This is a genomic window from Thalassoroseus pseudoceratinae (assembly GCF_011634775.1).
Classification (GTDB): domain Bacteria; phylum Planctomycetota; class Planctomycetia; order Planctomycetales; family Planctomycetaceae; genus Thalassoroseus; species Thalassoroseus pseudoceratinae.
Map to the genome: position 1 here is coordinate 590,311 of NZ_JAALXT010000002.1, position 23,349 is coordinate 613,659.

At 53.0% G+C, this 23,349-nt stretch carries 19 protein-coding genes and 1 tRNA gene; 11 read left to right on the plus strand and 9 right to left on the minus strand.

The features are described from left to right. Window positions 1–316: 316 nt before the first annotated feature. The 4 genes from G6R38_RS07905 to G6R38_RS07920 form a co-directional block, all read right to left on the minus strand. Entirely contained in the window at window positions 317–811 is a 495-nt protein-coding gene (locus G6R38_RS07905; RefSeq protein ID WP_166822512.1) for a hypothetical protein, read from the minus strand. A gap of 46 nt (window positions 812–857) precedes the next feature. After that, a complete protein-coding gene (locus tag G6R38_RS07910) occupies window positions 858–4,283 on the minus strand; it encodes an efflux RND transporter permease subunit (RefSeq protein WP_166822515.1) in 3,426 nt (1,141 codons plus the stop codon). A gap of 115 nt (window positions 4,284–4,398) precedes the next feature. After that, the gene (locus G6R38_RS07915) at window positions 4,399–5,826 is read right to left on the minus strand and encodes an efflux RND transporter periplasmic adaptor subunit (RefSeq protein WP_166822518.1); all 1,428 of its coding nucleotides are present in this window, start codon (window positions 5,824–5,826) and stop codon (window positions 4,399–4,401) included. A gap of 11 nt (window positions 5,827–5,837) precedes the next feature. Next, the gene (locus G6R38_RS07920; RefSeq protein WP_166822521.1) at window positions 5,838–7,262 is read right to left on the minus strand and encodes a TolC family protein; all 1,425 of its coding nucleotides are present in this window, start codon (window positions 7,260–7,262) and stop codon (window positions 5,838–5,840) included. Window positions 7,263–8,490: 1,228 nt separating this feature from the next. Between G6R38_RS07920 and G6R38_RS07925 the strand changes: the two genes are divergently transcribed. The 3 genes from G6R38_RS07925 to G6R38_RS07935 all read left to right on the plus strand — a co-directional run bounded on the left by G6R38_RS07925 (window position 8,491) and on the right by G6R38_RS07935 (window position 9,554). After that, entirely contained in the window at window positions 8,491–8,967 is a 477-nt protein-coding gene (locus G6R38_RS07925; RefSeq protein WP_166822524.1) for an ArdC family protein, read from the plus strand. 15 nt (window positions 8,968–8,982) lie between these two features. Continuing rightward, window positions 8,983–9,126, plus strand: coding sequence for a hypothetical protein (locus G6R38_RS07930; RefSeq protein WP_166822527.1), 144 nt, complete (start codon window positions 8,983–8,985; stop codon window positions 9,124–9,126). A 140-nt stretch (window positions 9,127–9,266) separates the two neighbouring features. Beyond that, complete coding sequence (locus tag G6R38_RS07935) at window positions 9,267–9,554, plus strand: hypothetical protein (RefSeq protein ID WP_166822530.1); 288 nt, start codon at window positions 9,267–9,269, stop codon at window positions 9,552–9,554. Window positions 9,555–9,945: 391 nt separating this feature from the next. On the opposite strand, the gene G6R38_RS27825 is transcribed toward G6R38_RS07935, so the two are convergent. Next, window positions 9,946–10,116 (minus strand): hypothetical protein, encoded by a 171-nt coding sequence (locus G6R38_RS27825; protein ID WP_206028502.1) that lies wholly within the window; start codon window positions 10,114–10,116, stop codon window positions 9,946–9,948. A 1,057-nt stretch (window positions 10,117–11,173) separates the two neighbouring features. Here G6R38_RS27825 and G6R38_RS07945 point away from each other — a divergent pair. After that, the gene (locus tag G6R38_RS07945) at window positions 11,174–13,267 is read left to right on the plus strand and encodes an efflux RND transporter periplasmic adaptor subunit (protein WP_166822533.1); all 2,094 of its coding nucleotides are present in this window, start codon (window positions 11,174–11,176) and stop codon (window positions 13,265–13,267) included. Between the two features lie 35 nt (window positions 13,268–13,302). Here the strand turns inward: G6R38_RS07945 and G6R38_RS07950 are convergent, their stop codons facing one another. Both G6R38_RS07950 and G6R38_RS07955 read right to left on the minus strand, forming a co-directional pair. Beyond that, window positions 13,303–15,042, minus strand: coding sequence for a TolC family protein (locus G6R38_RS07950; protein WP_166822538.1), 1,740 nt, complete (start codon window positions 15,040–15,042; stop codon window positions 13,303–13,305). Between the two features lie 719 nt (window positions 15,043–15,761). Further along, on the minus strand, window positions 15,762–15,983 hold the full coding sequence (locus G6R38_RS07955; RefSeq protein ID WP_166822541.1) for a helix-turn-helix domain-containing protein: 222 nt from the start codon (window positions 15,981–15,983) through the stop codon (window positions 15,762–15,764). Window positions 15,984–16,345: 362 nt separating this feature from the next. Between G6R38_RS07955 and G6R38_RS07960 the strand changes: the two genes are divergently transcribed. The 5 genes from G6R38_RS07960 to G6R38_RS07980 all read left to right on the plus strand — a co-directional run bounded on the left by G6R38_RS07960 (window position 16,346) and on the right by G6R38_RS07980 (window position 20,794). After that, window positions 16,346–16,693 carry a transposase family protein gene (locus G6R38_RS07960; RefSeq protein ID WP_166822544.1) on the plus strand — a complete coding sequence of 116 codons (348 nt, stop codon included), beginning with the start codon at window positions 16,346–16,348 and terminating at the stop codon, window positions 16,691–16,693. 279 nt (window positions 16,694–16,972) lie between these two features. After that, the gene (locus G6R38_RS07965; protein ID WP_390881382.1) at window positions 16,973–17,428 is read left to right on the plus strand and encodes a transposase; all 456 of its coding nucleotides are present in this window, start codon (window positions 16,973–16,975) and stop codon (window positions 17,426–17,428) included. A 618-nt stretch (window positions 17,429–18,046) separates the two neighbouring features. After that, window positions 18,047–19,165, plus strand: coding sequence for a hypothetical protein (locus G6R38_RS07970; protein ID WP_166822550.1), 1,119 nt, complete (start codon window positions 18,047–18,049; stop codon window positions 19,163–19,165). Window positions 19,166–19,248: 83 nt separating this feature from the next. Continuing rightward, window positions 19,249–19,575, plus strand: coding sequence for a helix-turn-helix domain-containing protein (locus G6R38_RS28400; protein WP_166822553.1), 327 nt, complete (start codon window positions 19,249–19,251; stop codon window positions 19,573–19,575). Next, window positions 19,553–20,794 (plus strand): tyrosine-type recombinase/integrase, encoded by a 1,242-nt coding sequence (locus G6R38_RS07980; protein ID WP_166822556.1) that lies wholly within the window; start codon window positions 19,553–19,555, stop codon window positions 20,792–20,794. The genes G6R38_RS28400 and G6R38_RS07980 overlap by 23 nt, the downstream gene beginning before the upstream one ends. Before the next feature lie 109 nt (window positions 20,795–20,903). Here the strand turns inward: G6R38_RS07980 and G6R38_RS07985 are convergent. Together G6R38_RS07985 and G6R38_RS07990 are read right to left on the minus strand one after the other, a co-directional pair. After that, window positions 20,904–20,991, minus strand: a tRNA-OTHER gene (locus G6R38_RS07985). 167 nt (window positions 20,992–21,158) lie between these two features. Further along, window positions 21,159–21,731 carry a hypothetical protein gene (locus tag G6R38_RS07990; protein ID WP_166822559.1) on the minus strand — a complete coding sequence of 191 codons (573 nt, stop codon included), beginning with the start codon at window positions 21,729–21,731 and terminating at the stop codon, window positions 21,159–21,161. Here G6R38_RS07990 and G6R38_RS07995 point away from each other — a divergent pair. Together G6R38_RS07995 and G6R38_RS28405 are read left to right on the plus strand one after the other, a co-directional pair. Beyond that, window positions 21,723–22,457, plus strand: a complete 735-nt coding sequence (locus tag G6R38_RS07995; RefSeq protein WP_166822561.1) for a hypothetical protein — start codon at window positions 21,723–21,725, stop codon at window positions 22,455–22,457. The two genes, G6R38_RS07990 and G6R38_RS07995, sit on opposite strands and share 9 nt — an antisense overlap. Window positions 22,458–22,604: 147 nt before the next feature. Continuing rightward, on the plus strand, window positions 22,605–23,216 hold the full coding sequence (locus G6R38_RS28405) for a TIGR02996 domain-containing protein (protein WP_390881383.1): 612 nt from the start codon (window positions 22,605–22,607) through the stop codon (window positions 23,214–23,216). Window positions 23,217–23,349 lie beyond the last annotated feature (133 nt).

Genomic DNA, 23,349 nt, shown 5'->3' on the forward strand with positions numbered 1-23,349 from the left:
CAGGCCGAGCGGTACCAGGGCGAGGGTTTCCCGGCCCAATCGAGAGATCGTTGTCAAATCCCGTTGGCCAGTCCAGGTGAAAATGAAAGCTAGGATGCTGATCGTTGGGAGCGTGAGCAGAAGTGCTCCCAATCGGGGGGAGCGGTTGGATATTTCTGAGACCGCCGTGATAGTCACAGCGGCAATGATAGTTTTGGTGACAGTCCACCACATATTTGATCTCCAAACGCGGAAAGCATGCCAAAAGAAGCAACCGCCGCCGTTGTCTGCCAAGACGGCGGCTGCTCGTCACGTTCGATTTGGCGATGGCAGACGGTTACTCTTTGAATTCGCCTTGGGATGGTTTGCCGTCGATCTCGCCAACGACGGTCCCTTCAAAGTCAGCGACGTTGCCAATCCCAGGATCGCTACCCACAAACTTGGACGCTTTCCCGTCGGTTGCGTCTTCTGGTTTGAGTGTGATCGTCATGGGCTCGACGGTTGTCCCATCTGCGGTATTCGATTCTTTGATGCTCAGCGTGAATTCTTCCGCATCAATTGCCGTTGTTGTCTTTTCATCATCTCCCAAGATCAAAACCATGACGGTTTCTTTCGAGTGATCGACGGTGAACTCCGCATGATACTTACCCAAGTCGAACACCACTCCTCCGTTCGGACCCGTTCCATGCGGGGCATGGTCCGGCGAGTCTTCGGAATGAGTCTCCGCTTGGCCTTCGGGGTTTGCTGCGGGCGTCTCGGTCTTCTCCGAACAGCCCGCGAATGCGAACACGCTGGCCAAAAGGCTCAGTCCTAAAATCTTTGTGCGTACCATCTCTGCAATCCTTTCCTTATAAAAACAAGTGGTACATCCTGTAGTGTTACGCTGCCCGCAGCAGTTCCTCGTCGGAACTATCACTGCGAACCAAACGCTCGGCATCCTTGCCTGAAAACTTCCAAAACAATCCAGGGTGGATTAAGAACTCACAGAACGTCGAAGTCACGAGTCCACCAACGATTACCGTTGCGACCGGATAAAGAATCTCTAGCCCGGGCTTTTGCCCGCCAACAACGATCGGCAGCAGTCCCATCACCGCAGTAATTGCGGTCATCAGTACCGGTGCCAAACGTTCCAAGCTGCCACGCAAAACCATACTGTCCGTGAAACCCTCGCCTTCTTCTTCCATCAGGTGGAAGTAGTGCGTCACAAGCAGAATGCCATTGCGGACGGCAATCCCACTCAGCGAGATGAAGCCGACCATACTGGCCACCGTCAGCGATTGGTTTGTGATTACGAGTGCCAACACGCCGCCAATGAATGCGGTTGGAATGGCATTGAGAATTTGAAACGTGATCCGGGTGGATGGATAGAGCATCATCAACACGATAAAGATGCCCGCGACCGAAACACCGGCGAGAACCGTGATCAACAGTGTCGCCGAGCGTTGAGCCTCGAACTGCCCACCAAACTCGACAAAGTAACCGGTCGGCATTGCGACTTGATTTCGCACTCGGTTTTCAATCTCGGTGACAGCACTTTCCATGTCACGTCCCGAGACGTTACACCGGATTGTTTGCCGTCGCCTGACGTTTTCCCGATTGATGACGTTGGGACCACTCGCAGACTGCGGGAAATCCGCGACCTCTCGAAGACGTATCTGGCCGCGTCCGTCTGGCAATTCGAGTCTTAGCTCGCGAAGGTTATAAGGGTCCGAGTGGAATGGTTCATCAAGTTTGACCACCAAATCGAACCGCCGCTGTCCCTCTAAGACCTGTGAGACGGCTTCCCCTTTGAGGGCCGTTTGCACAAAATCGGCCACATACTCCCGGCTCAACCCGTAGAAAGAAAGATCGTCGGGACGCAGCACGACATGGAGTTCATCCACCCGTTCTTGCGGATCGATAATCGGGGGTGTCACCCCGGGAATATCCTGGATGGCATTCCGCACGTCACCGGCTAACTCTCGCAATTTGTCTAAGTCGTCCCCGTAGATTTTGATCCCGATCTGTGCTTTGACCCCTGAAAGCATGTGGCTGATCAAGTGCGACAACGGTTGTTCCGCTTCGATACCCACGCCCGGCACGTTGGCCCTTAAATCGTCAAGTAACTGATCGATGAACTCATCCCGGTCATAGGCGGCTTCGGAGTTCATCGTGAGGATGTATTCGCCGACGTTCACTGGTTGGGCGTGTTCGTCTAACTCAGCCCGACCGGTTCGCCGGAAGAAGTGCAACACAGGGCCATCGGGATTGTCCGGCGATTTCTGTAGCTTTCGTAGTTCGGCGTCGATCAACGTGGATGCTTCGTTCGAGGCTTGCAGTGAGGAACCACCCGGGAGTGACACGTTGACTTGAACACTTCCTTCATCAAACTTCGGTAGGAAGTCGGCCCCCAATTGCGTGAGTTGCCAAACACTGAATCCAACGATCGCCCAAGTTAAAAGCAGTAACATGGTGGCATGCCGCATGCTGAACCGGATTAGAAAACCTGCCATCCATTTGAGGCAACGCAACAGGAGTCCGTCTTTGTGTTCGTGTGACGCCTGCGTTTGTGGCAACAAGTAATATGACAAGACGGGTGTCACTGTTAGCGAGACGAGCAGCGAAGCAAGAATTGAAACGATATAAGCCACCCCGAGTGGCACAAACAGTCGACCTTCGACTCCAGATAAGGCAAACAGCGGCATGAAGGCCAAGACCACGACCGCGGTCCCGAAAATGATGGCCGAGCGAATTTCCATACTCGCTAAATAAACCACCACAATTGGAGGCTTGGGGTTTGGGCTAGAGTTGTTTTCACCCAACCGGCGAAAGATGTTCTCGACATCGACGATGGCATCATCCACCAGTTCCCCAATGGCGACCGCAATCCCGCCGAGTGTCATCACGTTGACCGATAGTTCGGCTCCCGTCATTTTGCCGACGAGTCGGAAGACGAGTGTGGTGATCACCAAGGACAATGGAATCGCAGTGAGGGTGATGAATGTGGTGCGAAGATTAAGCAAAAACAGGAACAACACGATCACCACGAGGACGGCCCCGATGACGAGCGCTTCTTCGACATAATAAATGCCGCGATCAATGAAGTTCTTGAGTTGGAACAAGTCGGTGTTGATCACGACATCAGCAGGCAACGCAGCTTCCGCATCGTGAAGGGCTGTTTTGACAGTGTCGGTGAGTTTTCGTGTATCCGCGTGGGGTTGTTTGACGATGGTGATCACGACGCCTTGGTGACCATCGATACTCGCATCGCCACGTTTCGGGGCCGGACCTTCGACGATTTGGGCCACGTGATGCAGTAAGACGGCCCGATCGGCATTCATTTTGACGGGTGTTTGCTGCAGATCGGTGATGACCTGTTCCGGCAGCGGTCCCAGCCGACCGATCACCCGTACCGAACGTTCGCTCTGACCTTCGACCAGAAACCCACCACTGGCGTTTAGATTATTCGCTTGAATTGCGTCTTCGACTTCTTGCAAAGTGACGTTGTACTCTTGCAGCCGATTCGGATCGACGAGGACCTGATATTGTTTCGTGTCACCGCCCATGACGATCACTTCGGCAATGCCGGACAACTTCAACAGACGGGGCCGAATCAACCAATCCGCGGTCGTTCGCAAATCCATTCGGTCTTCGAGATCGGTCGGAAACTCCACTGAATGCGAACGGCCATTCCAATCGAATATCACGAGGCGATCTGATTGTCCTTCGGCCCAACTCACATTTTCGACCGAAACTTTTTTCCAGGTTTTGAGATCATTGCGTTGGGTGGGATTCCAAACGGTGAGCTGGGATTTGTGGTCCGCCATCGTCCGTTCAGCAACGAGGCCAGTCTGCTCGATCGCGGTCAATTGACCGCCCTGTGGACCAGTCCGCCGATGGATTCCGAAATGCAGAATCTGCCCCATGATCGACGCCTGCGGTGTCATGATGGGACGAATCCCTGGCGGCATCGGCACATTCGCGAGTCGTTCAGAAACAATCTGGCGGGCATAACGCGGATCGGTTTCCCAGCCGAATTCGATGTAAATGACGTTCATACCCTGGCTGGATTGGCTGCGAACATCTTCCACGCCATTCGCACCCAAGACCGCCGTTTCAAGCGGGTAGGTCACCAGTGTTTCGACTTCTTCTGACGACAGCCCCGGACATTCCGTCAAAATCACGATTCGTGGACGGTCCAAGTCGGGAAACACGTCGATTGGCAGCGTCGTCGACAGATAGCCGCCGTAGACGAGCACGACAACACAACCAGCCATTACTAATGTCCGGTGAGTCAATGCGAGGCGAATAATGGCATTCAACATGGGATTCTCTTTGTCGAGCGTTGACTCAACGAATTGGCATTGATGTGTAGGTGATGAGCGACAACGTAGCCGGTTTTGTTGACACGTATTCCAAATCAAAGCCTTAAATAAGGCACTAGTCTTCGCTCTCGTTTTTGTGCAGGCTGCCGTCGGCGTGAATGTGGTAGCCTTCGGGCAAATCGTTGCCAGTTCGCGATTTTGTCATGCGGTTCAACTGAGCGGCCCCGTTCTGCACGACATACGTTCCGGGGATCACGGAACCATCGTTAGCAATGACCGTGTGCAGACGATCTTCCGCGAGAATTCGTACGGGCTTCCGCTCAAAGGTGTTGACGTTTTGCGTGAAGACGAAGGCTTCGGCAAGGTCACGGGTGACAGCATCGGACGGGAGAACGAAGACATCATCGAGTCGTTCGACCCGCACTAAGATTCGTACTTTTTGCCCCGGTCGGAATCGCCACAGAAGTTGAACGCCGTCTTCGTGTTGGACCACGCGCGATTCATTCTTGAGCGGCATACGGAAGCCAAAGGTGCGATTGACGGGATCGATATTGTTCGCGATGTAGCGGATCGGGAATATCTGTTCGATCGGCGGCCAATCCGCTGCCTCATTTTCCTGAAAATCGATGTCGACTGGCCAACCTTCTTTGGCACTTCGTTCGAGCAACTGAGTTTCATCACGAAATGCTCGGCCTTCCACACTGAGCAGCTGATGGTTGGCAAGCAGACACAAAACTTGTCCGGCCTCCACACGATGCCCGAGTTCGACTTCACACTCTTCGACTTCGAAGGTGGCGACTGGACGCAGTTCGGTTTCATCCGCGGCTGTCTGGATGATGGGCTGTGGTTTCGGTGGGTTCGACTCCGATGGTTGCGAAGGCACAACCACGTCGATTTCTCGGACGAACTCCCCCTGTGCGACCTGATCGATTTGGTCCGGCGTCAAACCACGAGTGGCGAGTTCTTGCCGATAGGCACGTACAGAGACTTGCAGCCGGGTGATTTGGTTGTCGACCTCAATGATTCGAGACTCCGGCAAGGCGTTGGACGCGCTCTTCAGCCGTTTGCGAGTCGCTTCCGCCAGCTCGATATCCTGCGTGGCTTTGAACAGATCGGATTGAGTTCGGTGCAACGTCTCACTTAAAAGACGAATCGTATACAGCACGTCCCCTGCTTGGACCGTATCGCCCGGGAAGTTGTTGATTTGCGAGACCACACCGTCCACGGGCGACACAACTCCCAGGTCACTTCGACCAGGCCGATCGATGACCATCCCGGGAACTTGAATCGACTTCCAATAGGTTTGCGGTTTGACTGACTTGGCAGTCAGTCCGAGATTGTCGATCGCCTGATCCGACAGCACAATTTTTGTTTGTGTTTCGGACTCTTTTGCTGCTTTCGATGGCGTGGTCTCGGTCACTTCAGACTGTTTGTGTTGCAGAAATGGCAACCAGCGATCCCGAGTCATATACCCCGCGATACCCACGGCAGCAAACAGTGCCAGAACGAGCACGGGCTTAAGAATTCGTAAGATGGTTTTCATGCGGGACACCTTTATTTTGCTGGCCCTACTGGGGCGAGCGGCCACTGGTCTTCGAGCATCAGCCCGGCAATTTGACTCGCGGATTGCCACATTTCGCCCAACGAGCGAATGTATTCGAGATTGGTTTCTGCCACGGCCCGTTGTGCCTGGAGAACACGGAGATATTCGAACTGTCCACCTTGGTACGCCTTACGCGACAATTCGTAGGTGCGTTCGGCTTTCGGGAGGATGGCCGTTTTGTATCGCTCTGAACGCTCACGGGCTGCGGAATACGTGGCGAATGCCGCTGACAACCGAGTGGCGATTTCGTTTTCAATCACGCCGACCTGATTCGCGGCTCGATGCACCCGAGATTGTGCAGTCAGAATGTTGCCTTGGTTCTTGTTCCAGACCGGAATCGGTAAGCTCACACCGATATCCCAGTCCTCCGAACGGTTTTGACTCTGGTGCGTGTAACCCGCCCCCACGGTGACGTTCGGAATGGGTTCGACTTCCGCTCGGCACAACTCCAGACGCGCTTGTTCGACCCCAATTTGTGCCGACCGGATTTCAGGATGAATTCCCAGGACGTACCACCGAACTTCGTCGAGATCGTAATTGGGCAGCTGGGTTTCCAAATCCCCGACCAGTTTGGAGATGGGTAGGTCATGTCGGCCAACGCTCGCAGCGAGTTTTTGATACACCCCTGGCAAGGCTTGCCGAGTCGCTTGCAAGTCTGCTCGATATCGTTCGAGGTCCACTTCCAATTGCACGACATCGAGTTCGGCGGCTTCTTTTGCCTTCATTAACTCGTTGGCGTTGGAAACCGACTCTTCAGCCAGCTGGACAAGGTTCGTGAGAATTTCGGCCCGACGCTGTAGCGTCAACGCTTCAAAGAATGCCTGACGGATATCGGTCAGCAGGCGGTATTGCTCGCTGATGACCGTCAATGATGCTTGATCGACCTCTTTGAGTCTGGCCGCTTCGCTCAGTTCGAGTTTGTTCGCAGTGACAATTTCCTGACTGGCAAACAGGCTCCAAATTCCTCCCGGCCCGGTGCGATCACCCAGTTCATTACCGGTGAGGTCGACAGATGGATTCGGATAAAGCCCGGCTTGGAAGGCTTGGCCTTTTGCTGCGTTGACCGCCCAACTGACGTCCCCAAGTCGCGGATGGCTCTCCACGGTCAAGTTCACCAATTCCGGCAAACTCGTCACTTCAAAGACCATGACGGTTTCGGAAGACACGGGTGCCAATTCTTCAGGAACAGCCATCTCCGATTTCGGCCTGTCTGACTCAACAGACTTGTCGGTCTCGCCTTCCGAATAAGCGACCGGCTGATACCGGGTCAATGTCTCAATCGGCCCCGTCACTTTGCCATTCAAAACAGGTGGCGAAGAACATCCGACGGACACCGAGACGGTAAGCGCAAGCAATACCGAAATGAATTTGCACATTCGTACCTCCCCCACATCCTTGCGAAGAATTGAGTATGGGAAAGCGACGTATTGGTGCCGCCACCAGTCATAACATGACGAGAGCGGGTTACATCACGACAAAAGTCGAGTCGTTATGCGACCGGCGCAGCGTAGGTCAACGCCGAAAACGACATGGAAAAAAACCAGCGAAGAAGCAAGACGCTGGGATGCCAAAAGCAATTGGCAAAGAGAGATTTAGATCAACTGCACACCCGACCGTTCACCACGCGCGCGATCGCACAACAGCGGTGAATCGGGGGGATTCGCGTCGAATGAAGGCGTGGCAATGTGTCGTGCAGTGTTTACGCAGCACGTGAAACAAGGTAAATCGAACTTGAGCCACTCGACCACGTGAACGGCCACCAAAATCGAATCGCCATCCACAAGACGAACCAAATACTCACCCGGACCGCACAAGCTTTTTGATCCGGGAAGCGACTCATGTGGCATGTTACCTGAAGGCCAAGTCACATCCCATCCAAACACGCTCAGGTGTATATGACGGTTCGGGAATTCCTCATCGGTCGATGGCTGAGCCGAATGATGGTGCGGATGTTGATGAGTATGGGTGTGAGAGACATCTTGAGATGTCACACTTGAGGTGGGATTTTGATCATGACCCTCGTGCGCATGCTGAACGGCTGGGGGAATGACACTCCCCAAAAACACCGCCGCCAAAAGCAGCGATGTCAAACCGATTCGCAAAACACGAGCATCCACCACTATTTCCCCTTCGAAATCACTGACGCACTCGATTGTATCCTACGGTCCTATGACAGGCAATTCACAGTATTTGCACGAGAGTTGCATGAGCCCCCTCGAACCGGTGATCTCCGGCGCCCGGCATATCCTATTTGATCGGAATTCTGCGCATCACCGCCCCGGAAGAGTCGAACGCTATCAATACAAATTCAAGAAGTTGTATAATTCTGGAGTCGCTTCGAGGCCGTGTGTTGAGGCGATTGATGCACCTTACAGTTGATTGATTCTGCAGTCGTCACGCATGACCAAGGCCATCGTTATCCCTGTGACGAACTTTCATCCAGCAGCGCTTGAAGCGGAATCTCCATCGCTGCGGCGAAGCGTCTGAGCATGCCGAAACGCCTTCCAGCCTCCCGAATCCCTTCCCGCCGCCCTTGCTCCGGTTTTTATCCGCCGGAAAGATGATGTCCCATGTCGCCAATGGTCCTGGAGTAATCAGCTGCTCGTGGCTCTTTCCGGCTATGCCGACGCCCGTGGATTTCGTCAGTGGAAGCAGGTTGAACGAACGGTCAAGAAAAGCGAACGCGGCTTTCCAATCTTGGTTCCGCTCCGTAAACGAGTGACGGTTGAAGAGGACAACGGCGAAACGGCTCAGCGATCGGTCCTTTACGGATTCAAGCACACGATTGTGTTTGGCCTGGAGCAAACCGAAGGGAAGCCGTTGCCGCCCGCCGATCCCCGCATTCATGAATGGATCGAATCGCTTCCGCTACTGGATGTTGCGAGGCATTGGGGAATCACGGTCGAAGTCTACAGCGGTCGATCGACGGGTCCGCTCGGCAAGTTCCGCTTCGATGGTCACATCGCGCTTGGGGTCGAGAACTTGGCGACGTGGTCCCACGAAATGGTTCATGCCGCCGATCATCGGCTTGGTCATGTGAAAGAACGCGGCCAACACTGGCGAAGTGAAATCGTGGCCTAGCTTGGTGGAGCCACATTGCTGGCAATACACAGACACGACGGCGAAGCGGACGTGGGCGGTTGCTGGGAATACGTAAAAGCGTATGCCTGGGATGCCAAGCTGGAACCGATTGCCGCCTGTCAAACCGTTCTCAAACGGACCTGCGACGCCGTCGCTTAAATTCTGGATACCGCCGAAGCAGTCACCTCCACCAAGTCCGACCCCAATTTGATGGCAACTCAAACGGTTGCGTAAGTGTATCCCTGTTGAATTTCCCAATTGCCGACGACTTACAAGTTCTTAAACGAAGGGAAGGTCTAATGAACGAAGATCGCCAACCGAAATTCTTTTTGGGTCAAACTCTTGCGACTCCCGGCGCTCTCGAATCAATCCAAGAAGCAAATCAATCGCCAATGGAGTTTCTCCAGCAACATGTCGCGGGAAAGTGGGGCGAGGTCGACGAAGAAGATGCCAGCGAAAATGAAAATGTACTTCTGCACGGCGAACGCATCTTGTCGGTATACAGAACAACCCAGGATGTCAAATTGCGGGTCATCACGGAAGCTGATCGGTCCGCGACGACGATCTTACTACCCGAAGAATACTGAGTCATCGCGTGTAGTCGGAATGCCTCATTGAGCGATATCGGCAACATCGACGTAACCATGTCTAGGATCAATGCCTTACGATCAACGTCAAAACCGCATGTTTCCGTAAGGCCACAAACCGATGGATCGGTTTTAATAAAGCGCTCTATGTAAGTGTTGGGATACACTGAAGTTAACGAAACCTTCATCTCTATGCATCTTTGGCATCTTACTTGCGAAAGTAGGTTCCCGACAGACTTCCAATCGAGAAGTCGACACTCTCTCATCACTCGATGCTTTTGAGGAACATTATGGCTGAAGAACAAGAAGGCACAAAAAAATTCAAAATCGAACGGCTAGAAGAACGCATTACGCCGAGTGCATTCGGGTGGTGTGACTGCGATGACGACGATTATGGTGGCGGATCGTCTGGTAAAGGTTCCTCAGGCAAAGGTTCGAGCAAGAAGTCGAGCAAGAAGTCGAGCAAGAAGTCGAGCAAGAAGTCGAGCAAGAAGTCGAGCAAGAAGTCGAGTAAGAAGTCGAGCAAGAAGTCGAGCAAGAAGTCGAGCAAGAAGTCGAGCAAGAAGCGTAGTTCAGTATGTTACTAGACAATGGTTTCTCGCACAGCTGATTGAGAAACCTGACTATAGTCAGCTAACTCTATGCTGTTAGATTCTGTGGGGGTGGGTGAAGTTCTTGACGACCTAAACTTGTTTCGAACCTCGCCCCCTCATTTGTCTTGCAACTGGATGCTTTCAAGTAAACCCAGAGGTCACAATGGGCAGTTCTAATAGTCGGAAAAAACGGACTGATCGAGGCCAAACCTGTCGACACTGTCGATCAGGGGCTGAAACCTTTCGTTTTAAACATCTAGGTCAACGTTTTCGCTTCGACGTGAGCCTTGCTCGGAAGATGGTTCTTGACAATCGCACGCCAGTCGAAGTCGATGAAGAGAGTATACGGCTGGAACTCGAAGACACACGAATTCATAAAGAACATTTGCTCCACGTTGACACCAAATATCCTGGCATCATTAGTCACGTTTGGTTTCCGATGAATTCTCATGAAGAAGTTCATGGGCACTTGCTAATTGATGGGAATCACCGCGCTGCCCGCTGCCTAGAACTAGGAATTCCCTATTTTGCATACATTTTGACGGAAGAAGAAAGCCGAGAAATCCTGTTAGAAGGCCCCACGCTCCCAGACCGGCAGCCAGTTCAAGTGAATCAATCGATTGAGCTAGTATCTCACGACTTGGTGAACTGTTAATCTCTATGTCGACTAAAACTCGCAATCTGCCCCAAGTCCGGTCCGACCTGGTCATTCGAATGACCGGCGACAACGAATATGTAGTGAAATGCCCATCAGAAGGTACGTTTTTCAAATTCGGGGCCGAAGAACACTTTCTATTGACCAGTTTAGACGGACAGCGTGCCGCCTCTGAGATATGCGAAGCGTATCAGCAAAGGTTCCACGATCCTCTTTCTGAAGCCGACCTCCGAGATTTTGTAAAGGTTGTTCGTACTCAACGGTTGGTCAAAAGAAAACGATCAGAATCCACCCCTTCATCAACTACCGACTCATCTTCGGATTCGACGGATGAAACAGCGAAGAAATGGCAATTTCCTGGCAAAGGAAGCTTGTTATTTTATCGACTTCCGCTTTGTCGGCCGGATCGATTCTTTAGTTGGCTCGAACCAAAGATTCGCTGGGTTTGGTCGGCTGGGTTTCTTGTCACGACGTTATCGCTAATCATTGCGGCTATTGTTGTCTTGATTGATCAACGCCAAGTGATGGTGTCATCCGTGCCGGCAGCGGTTGGCTGGAACACTTTATTTGTCGTTTGGGGAATGATTTGCCTAGCAACATGTATTCATGAGTGTGGCCACGGACTCACCTGCAAGCACTTCGGTGGAGAAGTTCCTGACGCAGGCTTGCTGTTGATGTTCTTCATGCCTTGTTTCTACTGCAATGTTTCAGACGCTTGGCTCATTCGCGAAAAGTCGCGGCGGCTTTGGATTACTCTGGCGGGAGCGTATGCCGATCTATGCGTTTGGGCATTTGCCGTCTTTGTTTGGCGGGTGACCGTCCCTGAGACTCTGGTTCACCACGTGGCCTTCGTGCTGTTCTCAGTCTGTGGTACGCGATCGCTGCTGAACTTGAATCCGTTTCTTAAACTGGATGGCTATTATCTCCTCAGTGATTTTCTAGAAATCCCTAATCTCAGAGCGTCCGCAAATACGTATTGGATGGCTCACGTTCGATGGCTTCTCTGGGGGGCCGAGCGACCACAGCCAGAGCCACGTGGCCGAATTCTGATCATCTATGGAATCTTCGTTTGGGTGACAGCGATTGTCTTCCTCGACTTCCTGTTGTTTGGCATGTTGGATTTGTTTGATGGCAAATCTCTGTGGCTCGGTTGGCTAATGGTCCTCTTACTCATGTCGTATGGTACGAAGCGAGTCTTCAAAGGTTTCTTTGCAAGTGAGTTTGCTATGATGATCCGTTCTCGTTATCGACGCACATTCATTTGGTGCGGACTGGTCCTGACCATACCCATGCTACTGATATTCGTGCCTTGGAACCGCACGGCGAAAGGGCAATTTGTCGTCCGACCGGCCACGCGGGTAGAAGTGCATTCAGAGGTCGAAGGATTTCTATACAAAATTCATGTCGAAGAAGGTGATGTGATTGTATCTGGGGATGTGATTGCCGAACTCAAGTCACCGGCTCTTGAAAGTCAGATCATTCGCAAGAAAGCGGAAATTCAAGAAGTAACCGCCACTTTAGCCAGATTGCGAGTCGGGCCACGACCTCAACTGGTTGCCGAGCAACGTGAGAAAGCTCGCCGAGCAGAAGTTTGGTTACAGCATGCGAACGATGAACTAGCCCGGGCAAAGATCACTTTGGAACAGGAGCTGTTGCGGTTAAACCTAGAGATCGAGCAACAGAAGCACGAACAGTCGTTTGTCCAAGCATCACTCGTTCGGTCTCAGAAATTATATGAACAAGGGGCAATGGCGGGTGAACAGTATCGCGCTGAGCGGATGAAGGCTATGGTTGTCGACGCCAAACTCCAGCAGGCGCAATCGCGATATGATTCTCGAAAGATGCAGGGCGTGCGGGCCGCAGAGGCGGAATTAACTCGACGGCAGCATGAACTCGCAGCCGCAAAAGCCGAGCAAGCCCTCTTGGAAGCAGGCACGCGCACCGAAGATATTCAAGCAGAACTAGCCAAACTGACACGATTGGAGGCGGAACTGGAGTTTCTTAAAGCGGAGCAGACGAAGCTCAAGATTGCATCGCCGGTGAGCGGTGTGGTCGCGACCCAACATATGCAGGAGAAGTATGGTCAACTCGTGCTCAAAGGCGGCTTGGTCTGCATCGTCGAAAACATTGAGAACGCCCGAATCGAAATCACGGTACCAGAGGAAGATGTCGCGGGGCTAGAAGTTGGCCAACACGTGCAAATGAAGGCCCGCTCGTTGCCGTTTGAACTGGTCGAAGCTCGCGTGGAGAAAATCGCTCCAACGATAGCCGCACCTGAAGTGATTGGTCAGCAGCCCACCCCGACAACGAATACTTTTACCGTCTATTGTGGTGTCGACAACCCCGATGGTGAACTGAAGACGGGAATGACCGGTTTCGCTCGCATCTCAAGAGATGAAACGGCCTTGGGCAGCCTGCTAATCAACAAGGTTCTCAAGTATGTGCGAACGGAGTTTTGGTGGTAGACTACTACTTCACCAGTATACCGATTCTGTCAGGCTCATCGGTATGAGTCGGACCACGCTTGTGTTGGCTGCAGACCATTGTGATGCGGAGTGTCCGCGTGCAGATTTGAAGAAGGACCGGAGTTCTCTGGCTGGCTATGTCCAATAGGGCTCGGCTTGTGTAGCCACTCATTCAGATGTGTCTGAGTTTCGACGACTGGATCACGATCGAGTTGAACAAGTCGACGATCGAGGAGAGTTCCTTGAGCTTCATGCAGTCGGGCCAGCAGAGCATTGTATCGAGCTAGCAATTGAGCGGAATTCGTCAACGCTTCGATATTGCTTCGAAGTGCGAGTTGGTAATCGTTTAATGCGACAATTAGCCAACCTCCCTGTTCTCCCGCGGGCGGTGGCGAATTGAAACGCAAGCGTGCCGTTTGGACCCAATCTTCACCTTCGCTGACTTGCTTCGTCGATTGTTCGTACTCGGCCCAAGTTGCAGCCATGTCATTGAGGATGTTCGCAAGTTCCGTAGAAACATTCTGAACCTGTTGCTGTAACAATGCACGTTCCTGGGCTAACTGCTGTTCGGCGGCCAAACGCCTCGCCTTGGCCGCACGATTGCCCAATGGAACGGAGAACAAGAATCCGGCAGACCAACTCGCATACTGCGCCTGACCAATTTGGTCAAAGGCATCTTGGTATTCATCGCTGATTCCACTGAGTCGATACAACGCCGTTAGATCAAATTGAGGTCGCTGTTGGTTTCGAGCGAGATCGTTCTCGATCTCACGCACACGAACTTGGAGTCGCCGCTGCAGGACATCAGGGCGATTTGAAAGTGCCAACGAAAGACATTCGTCGTGCGTGGGAGGTTGATACCGCTCATCGGGCTGATCAACTGGAATCAGTTGTTGACCGTCATTCAAGGGCAATCCGACCAATGTCCGTAGTAAGTTTTCGCTCTCCCGGATGTTTGCACCGGCACGAATTCGTTGCTGCAAGAATTCACGCCTTTGCAGTTGGACCCGGGCCACCTCTGCGGCGGTAACTCGCTCGGCTTGCAGCAACAGTTTTTCGATTCGCACGGCTTCGTCGAGCAGGGGAAGCATGCGATCAAGCGCATCCGCCGAAACACGAGCTGCTTGTAGTCGCCAGTAAGTCTCCTCAATGCTTCGCAATTCGGCCAGTATTTCGCCCTTGACATCCCACGCTGATTGATCGGCCTGCAACTGGGCGATATGGATTGGCGCGGTGTTGACCTCCGATCCTGCGCCCCGCAGCAACGGCTGGCGAGCTTCAGCGACTACAGCGGCACCAATCCTTGGATTGAAACTATTGAGTGAAGGATCACGTCGGTAGAGATACCCCAACGGAGGTTCATAAGATAGGCTGGTGACAGTGCCCGGCGTCCATCGCTTGGCAAGTTTGGCAACAAAATCACTTTCGTCACGAACGAGACCGCGTGACTGACGCAATGGATCGGCAGTATCGGTCGGCTCATCGTAACGACGCCCTGACGCATTGATTTCAACGGTCGGATCAAACTCGGCCTCTTCCACGACCACGAGCTGGCTGGCGATTCCCGGTGCATAAGCCGTCGTAGGGGCTGACACAACCGTGTCGCCTGCGAGTGTCCGAATGACATTCGAGTTCTGCAGCGCGAGTTGAATGGCCTCTCGCAGGGCAAAGGGGCGTCGTTCGGCCCGTTGATCACCGGCCTGACTCGTGGTTGGCTGTTGAGGGGTTAGGCTCGTCGGCTCGGAATTTGCCGAGACGCCAACAGAATGGCCCACATACGCGACACGATAACTTTGATAAGGCTCGTTCGATGACCCTTGATTAGCCTCTATGGACGGTGGCTCGGATTGCGTACCCTGTGGCAAGGTTAAAGGCGCGTTTTGACACCCCCAAACAGCCCAGATTACACAGATGATTGGTGTGAAACGCATAGTGGGCCGTGAACATCAATCTCCAAAAATGGAGCGGTTCTTCTGTGTCCAAACGTTTACATTTTTGAGTGAGTTTTGGAAGCGTAGCCGATTAACCCGAGTCGTTCAACACCAATCGATCGCTCTACATGGATGAAATGCCTACTCAACTATTGTCGTCAGGCAAGACTGGAACCAGTATGGTTGATGGCGTTGTCGAACTCCTGTCGACCTTTGCGATTCTAATTACGAAAACCATGTCATGTTGAAGATCAATCAGGGGTAAAGCCCTCAGACAGCCCATTCTTCCTTGATCGTCTGAATCAGCAAATCGTATCACAAACGATGCCTGTCGAATTTTGAATCCAATCAGATGTGCAATCACGGTCATGTATTTTATCGCTTACAGATCGCCCCGGGACGACACGCCGGTCATCAGGGAGGTCGATCGACTTGCGACGGCATTCATGTTTTGAGACGAGCATTGGCTGACAAAAAATCTCCGTTTTTCCTGGCATGAATCGGTTGATTTATAGAATACACACGATGCGGTTGGTTGTGTTGCGTCAACAAAATGTCTGTCCTTACTGCTCTTGAACAGGCATCAATTCGGCCATTTCCACATCGAGTGCCAGAGCCAGTTTTTCGACCGTTTGCAGAGTAACGTTGCGTTCACCACGTTCAATCAAAGAGACGAACGTCCGGTGGAGTTCCGCTAAGGCGGCCAAACGCTCTTGGGAAATGCCGTGTCCCGTGCGGACTTCACGCAATCGCTCACCGAATCGAACCCGGACATCCCGGCTCATGGAACACTCAACACCTATCGGAAATCTAAAAAAACTGATTGCGAGAGTGTCTTCCTCCCCTTACCATAGGTCTACAGTTCGACAGTATGGATACTGCTGGTAACATGTCGTCCGGTAGGTCCGGTGTTGACACAGTAAGTCTCCATTGACGCACGACAGTCGCGGTCTTGAAAAAGCACGTTCCTCCGACAACAAAGTTTCCATTTGTGAACAACGGTTGGAAAGTGGTTCTTCGGCAAACTTGGTGAAGCGGGGGCGTAGAATTGAGTATTGATTGATCTTCGACCACGTACCACAGGAGCTTGCGTACGTTGTTACCCATATTGCCGTCCGACGCGGGGTTGCGTTTAGACTGTGTGGAAATGAATGATGTTCTTGTTACGTTTTCGTTGAGCCCTTTGGCTCTGGCCGCCGCTTGCCCCGACTGTGGTCAGGAAACCGGCTACATTCATAGTCGATACACTCGAACCGCCCGGGACCTACCAATTCAAGGTCGCCCGGTCCGGCTATACTTGACGGTTCGCCGCTTTTTCTGCCGGAACGCCGATTGTCTGCGTCGAGTTTTCTGCGAACCCATCCCGCAACTACTGGCCAAGCATGCTCATTCAACCACTCGGCTGGCGGATGCCCATCGCACGATTGGGCTAGCGCTGGGTGGTGAACCAGGGGCTCGTTTGGCTGGCAAGCAGAAGCGACGGCTTGAGCGTTAGCGAGAGGCTCGTCGGCGTCACGATGAGGGACGGTCGCTTCGCCGGATTGCCCGCGAGATGGAGTTGTCGTGGCGAATCGTGCAGCGCTATATCCACTCCGATCAGCTCCCAGATTGGCAGCCAGTCCGCGAGCGACCATCGCAAATGACGAACTACCGGGAACGCATCGAGGCTTGGTTAGCGGATGGGAACGATAATGCGGCGGCCCTGCATCGGCGGTTGCTCTGTGAAGGCGTTCGGTTGAGTTACACCACCGTGCGGACCTACGTCAGCCGACTAATGGCGACTCGCGGCCTCTTCCGTCAGCGAATCAACGCAGCCAAACCTCCTCGGTCACGAGCTCCGTCCACCAAAGCTCTTTCGTTCGCCGTGATGACTGATCCCACTCGACGCACACCGACGCAGCAAAGCCAGGTGAATTGTCTGCACAAATTGAGTCCTGGAATCACCGAGGCGGTGGACCTTGTCGAAACATTCGCAGCCCTAATCCGCAAGTCATCTTGTTTGACTTGGCGGGAATGGCAAGCGAAAGCGTGGGACAGCCCATGTTCGGAACTGCGGGGATTTGCCGAAGGACTGGAACGTGACCGAAATGCGGTTCAGGCTGCGTTCGACGAGCCTTGGAGCAGTGGACCAGTCGAAGGGCACATTAACCGCTTGAAGACGATCAAGCGTCAAATGTCCGGCCGGGCCGGCTTGGCACTCCTCCGAGCCCGAATGATCCGTGCCGGATGAGCACGCCCCACTTCACCAAGTTTGCCGAACATTCTCTTTCCGACCGTTGTTTACAACACCTTAGCGCAAAAAATAACCCAGATGTTGTTGGATTCGAAGCCTTTCGGTTGAGATAGACCATTAACGACAATGCGTGGCAACTCAATATCGATATGTAGATGACTATTCCCGGCGAAATATTCTTTAGGAGCTAAATTCAGCGTGTTTTTGCGTCAAGTGTTAGTGAAGGACTCATTTAGCTCTCGGAAGCGAGAGTCATCCGACATATAGCACACAGTCCCTCAATCAAGCCGTTCGGAGACGCCGTCTCATGACGAAAGGATGCCCAATGCGTCCCGAAATTATAGAAATGTTCCTATATGAGGCTTTCTCCACGCACGAATCGATATATCGAAGACTGCGTACTAGTGGAGAGTCCATATTCTTTTCGTGTGCACAAACAACTATGCTGTTGTGTAGTAATTTCGTGGAACTGGTATATCAACTCTGCTGGTTCCCAATTCTTGCTTGTGGTTTCATTTGGCTTCAAATGTCTGCTCAATACTTCGTAACATACGAAAGGATTTAACTTGGCTTATTGCCCCGTCAAAACGCCTCCAATTGCGCAAGGACCTACCAATGACAAACCCTCAGCTCGAAGAAAATGGAGTCGTTTCAAGACCGCAATTTCAACTCCGGTCGTTGCCTCTGGCTATGCGGTGGGAAGTAACCCGTCGTCATCCGTACTATCAGACGTATTGGACTGGTTCCCGAAACTACTTCCGTAACGAGCCAATTACTAATCATGCGATTGAAGCCGAACTCCGAATGAGGAGCGTCGGCATTTTGGAAGCCATCGGAATCAGTGGAGAACCGCCTGATCCCGCGACGCCATTCGCTGAATTGGGCGAATCCGAGTTGCAAACGGGGTGGCTGTCCGGGGCCGCGCATCCGATTACGCTACGCGGAATGGCCGGGCTGCTCCTATGGGCTCTTTCTCGCGAAACGCTAAGTAGCCTGGGTGTCTTGTTTTCCGAAGCCGCTCGGCAAGATCCGGAAGACGAACTATCAGGATTCATGTCGGCCTATTTCAGTCTGAGACGAATGCCAAATCCCGATCTCGACAATTTTGTCGACGAGCCGATTGTCACGATCAATCCAGCCGCATCGGCTCGAGTCGTGAACGAGGCGATGAATGCCCTGTTATCCCAGTGGCGGGAAGAGCGCGAGTTGTCCGAACATCGCAATCGTTCGGACAAGTTTTCCGAGTATCTTGAAGTTTGGGATCTGCGCGAAGGTTGGAACGGTGCGAGCTACGACATCTCGCAGGAAAAGTTGTTTCGCCAGATTGCTGATGAAACCGGCCGAACATTACCCACAATCATCAGCCAGTATCGGCGAGCGTTCGAGTTAATCATCGGCCACCCGTACTCACCACGGCTTTGGTGGCGAACCGTCGGCGATACGAAGCTCGTCGACTTTGGGTTTACGCAAGTTCATCAAGGCGGTCGTCGACCTCAACGTTCCCCAACGCGACGGCTCACGCCGGAAGCCACTCTTGGTACAAGCATTGAATCGGTCCAGCCCTTCGATCGGAATTCGCAAGACGAATACACGTACGAGGAGTTGGTGATGGATATTGAGGCTTTGCTTGACCAGGGGAAAAATGACGCGGAAATCATCGAAACTCTTGAAATGCGACCCGATCGACCGGAGACACAGCGGTTCATCGACTATGTCCGCTCCCGGAAAGGGTGATCTCAAAAAATAACGTCGGCACTATTTCATAACGCGGAGAGGGTGAGAAGTTCATCACCTTGTCCGCGTTTTTTAATTTTCAAATGTCAACCTTGCCTCAAGATTCTCATCAAGCTCCGGAATATCTGTCTCCCGCCGAATTTGCCCGGCGTTCCGGTCTCTCTGAGCCGACCGTCAGGCGGTATGTCAAAAACGGTAAGTTGCCGAGTTACCAACCGGGCGGGCATCGCTGCCGGATTTCAATTCCCGCTAGTGCACTGCGGGCGACTGTACCTTCCGCCCCGGCTTCTGTTTCCTCACCGCAAGCCGAGCAGCCTAAACGGATCCCCGGCCCCCGGCCCAGTTGGACCCAATTGACCCCATTTGCTCAGTCACAAGGAAAATCAAATGCCCAAGCAGAGAACGAATGAACTCTACCGTTGCCGCTATTTCACATGGAAAATTTTTAACCGTAAAGAAGTCTGGCAAGCGGATGGCCGTTCGAACCCCGTTTCCGCCGGCCGCCACTCGCTCGGAACCCGAGATCGGACTGAGGCTCTCAAGAACCTCGAACAACTTGACCGAACGATGGCCGTCGAACAGGGACTCGCCAACCCCGCCATTCTCACGCAAGACAGTCGGAATACACTCCCGCTGCTAACCGGACGAGAATTGTACGAAAACCATATTGGTCGACCCGAAATAATCGGTGGTGTCCGACCGTCAAGTGCCAAACGCTACCGGGCCGTCCTCGACAAATTCCTCGCCTTTTGTAAAAGCCAGCGTCTCCAGTCCTGGGGCGAGATCGGCAACACGGTGATGAGTCAATATGCCAGTCATTTGGAAGAACACAATTACGCGTGGCGAACAATTTACCTGGAACTGAATACCATCAAGCAAATCGTGAAATGGATGGTCCAAGAGCAGCATCTCTCAGCGGATCATCTGATAACAATGCCTTTACAGAAAGCGCGCGGCACCAACACGTATTGTTGGCACGCTCAAGAAGTATCCGCCATGATCGCGCATTGTCGACAGCATGCCGAACTCGAATGGCTGGGTGATGTGATCGTCGCACTCGCCTGTACCGGACTCAGGATCGGTGAACTCGCGTCGCTTCGCTGGTCCGACCTCGATTTCTCGAAAGCTGTGCTCAGCCTAACGGACGAAACAGCAAGTCCGGCGAAGCGTCGCTCCGAGCGCCGGACTACCAAGACGGGACACGGTCGGTCCTTCCCGATCCATGCGGACCTTCTTACGGTCCTTGAGAACAAGATGCGTCGCGGTTCGCAGGTTTTCTACGGCCCCAAAGGTGGTCGCCTCAAGCCCGACACCGTCCGCAATGTTTTGATCCGCGACGTCCTCCGCCCGCTCCAATCGCGTTTTCCAAAGCAGGACGATTCAATCGGCTTCGTAGATGGAAGGCTTCACAGCTTCCGCCATTATTTTTGCTCGACGTGCGCCAACAATGGCATCCCGGAACAAATGGTGATGCGTTGGCTCGGACACAGAAGCAGTGAGATGGTCCGGCATTACTACCACCTGCACGATGGGGAAGCCAAACGCAGGATGCAGCAATTGGATTTTCTGGGGAGCAGCAGCGGGCGGTCCGCCGATGCGAACCAACGTCCGGAGGCACCGGAGTATTGATGAATTCTGGCTGATTGACACACTCATTGCCACAGTCGAGTGTGTCAATCAAAACCGCATCCGCAAACTCTTGTAGATCAAGAGGTTACGAGTGCAGCAATCAAGCAAGCGGAGAGAGCGGGATTCGAACCCGCGGTCCGGGTAAACCCGAACACCGGATTAGCAATCCGGGAATCGATCATCCTAATGTCCTTTCCGTTGAACAGGTTACGGAACGGACTGACGACTGTAGGACCACCAGTGAGACCAAAACGCCCGAATTGCAGCGTGTGGTCGATGCGTGGCCGAATCTGAGCGAGGCCGATCGGCGGACGATTCTAGCGATTGTGAAAAACCTCGGCTGATGTGGGCCTATTTCCAGCAGCTAGAGTTCAACCTGCAGTGTAATGTATCCCTTCGATTCCTTTTCTTCGATTTTTTTCGAATGCTCCGCAAAGATGTGCCACCCTTGCTTAACTCCAGAGACGATTATGAACGAATCACATGAAGAGGTTGGGGTGGTAGAATGTGGCTTTATTCCCGATCCAGTAACCATTGACTGATCGTTTGGAATGAGCTGCAGATAGTCTGGCGGGTGATTCGGGTTGTTATTCTTATACTTGCGGACGGTGTATTCGCGGCTCTCAATAAAGCCTTTTATACCGGATTGAGATTTTACTGCCACAGTTCGGAACCCAGCGTATGACGTGCCGACGCTCTTTGGATCATGTTTTTGGGTCAGGAATGTCTCATTCTCAATTGCAGATATCCAAGCCGGATAGTAATCATCAATTGTAATGTTGCTGTTCATTTCGCTGTATCTCACCGGTGTTTCTTGCGAACGGAGTATTTCCACAATTGGTGGAACGAGTGATATTGCCCAGCGGATCACTCTTTTTTCTGTTTGCTGACAGTTGTTTCCGGTAACGATTGGCGTTGAAATGCCTGGATGCGACACACTCTTCTCGTTTTTGCCTTCATTGTCGGTTGCGGACAGACCGACCCGTTGGTCGAACGTCTCGACACAAGCCCCATAGTCGCCTCTGTGACGGTCCACGGCGGCGGCGAGAAAACCATCGTCCATATCGCCGACTGGCATCACGTTTCCGTCGAGGACTTACGCAAGGAACTTCCGGACGATGCAACCGAAGAGGAGTTCGCCGAAGCGTATGCCGAGTTCCTCATGACCGTGGCCGAGGTCCACATCGAACAGCAATCGCTGATGACGTCAATTGGCGTCAAGCGGGTTTGGCTCGAAGGTCTGACCGATGAGCGGGCCGACGGCTACCGTGGCTTGTGTGAGGCAATGCGGGCGGTCAGGGACAACCCCAGCGAACTTGCCGAGATGATGGAATCCGATTTAGTGGAGATGGGCGTGGCGGCTCTGATGATCGTCGATGGTGAAGAACTCGAGGTCATGCCAGCGGAGGATGCGGAACTCTGGGAAGCCGGGTATCCGTTCCGCGATGGGTTCACCAATGCTGACCTGGAATGTCGGGAAGATGAGATCGTGCGGCGGATCGTTGCGGCCGGGAAATCGCCAGCGTATTTAATTTGCGGTGGTTCGCATGACTTCGCCGACAACGTGCCGAGCGGCTGGTGTGTGGTTCGTGTCGAGGTCAATCCCTGGCAGGTGGCGACGGAGCACATCATGGCGGCGGGGCCTTCTGGCAATTCAAAGTGAATCGACGGGCTGGTTTCACGGGGGGGCGGTTGATGATTTATATCTCGGGAATTTCCTTCTTAAGGGCGTTCATTGATGGCTGACATGCTGCAATGTGGGCATCCGGTGCACTACGGGCTCAATATTTTAGGTCCACCACCAACTTGTATGATTTGCGTTCGTTCGTCCTACGCCCTCCGTGGATATGCCGCTGAACTGTGCGGCATTCAAATCGACAAGACTGATGCCGAAACGCTTAGCTTCGCCCAAGCAATCGTTGACGATCCTTCGAACCCTCTTCCACGTCTTGTGTTCGCTGATTGGTTCGATAAGTGCGGCGACCCACGTGGGGAGTTGATCCGGGTGGAAGCGGAGTTGGCGATTCACAAGTCCGATCTGGCTTGTCTCGCGACTAGAAAGGCTAATCACGTCCCGGATAAGGACGCAAAATGGACGAGTGAGCATGTAAAGCAATACTTAAATCTAATTCAGGTTGTCAACGATTTGGACAATCGCCATACCGCCTTGCGGTTGCAACTCGGGTATGATGATCAGCCAACGAAAACAAAGAAAAGGCTGATAACAAAGCGTTGCCGAAGCTGCGGCATCGCGTACCAAGATGAAGCGGAACTTTGCAGCGACGGGTGCGATCCGCAGCATGGATTCGTGCCAGTCTTAAGCCGCCCCGACCGACTTAAGTGTCGCCACACTTGGAGCAGAGTTAATGGTGTTCCAAGTTGGAATCGTCTTTGCCTACATTGCGGCAAAATGTCCCGATGACCGCTCCCCACCACCACACACCAACCCCACCCACCGACGGCCCGCGTCGAATCTATTCCCTCGCCTTCATCCTCAACGATGACAAAGAAATCCGCGTATGGCCCAATGAATCGCCACCGAATACGCACGCCGA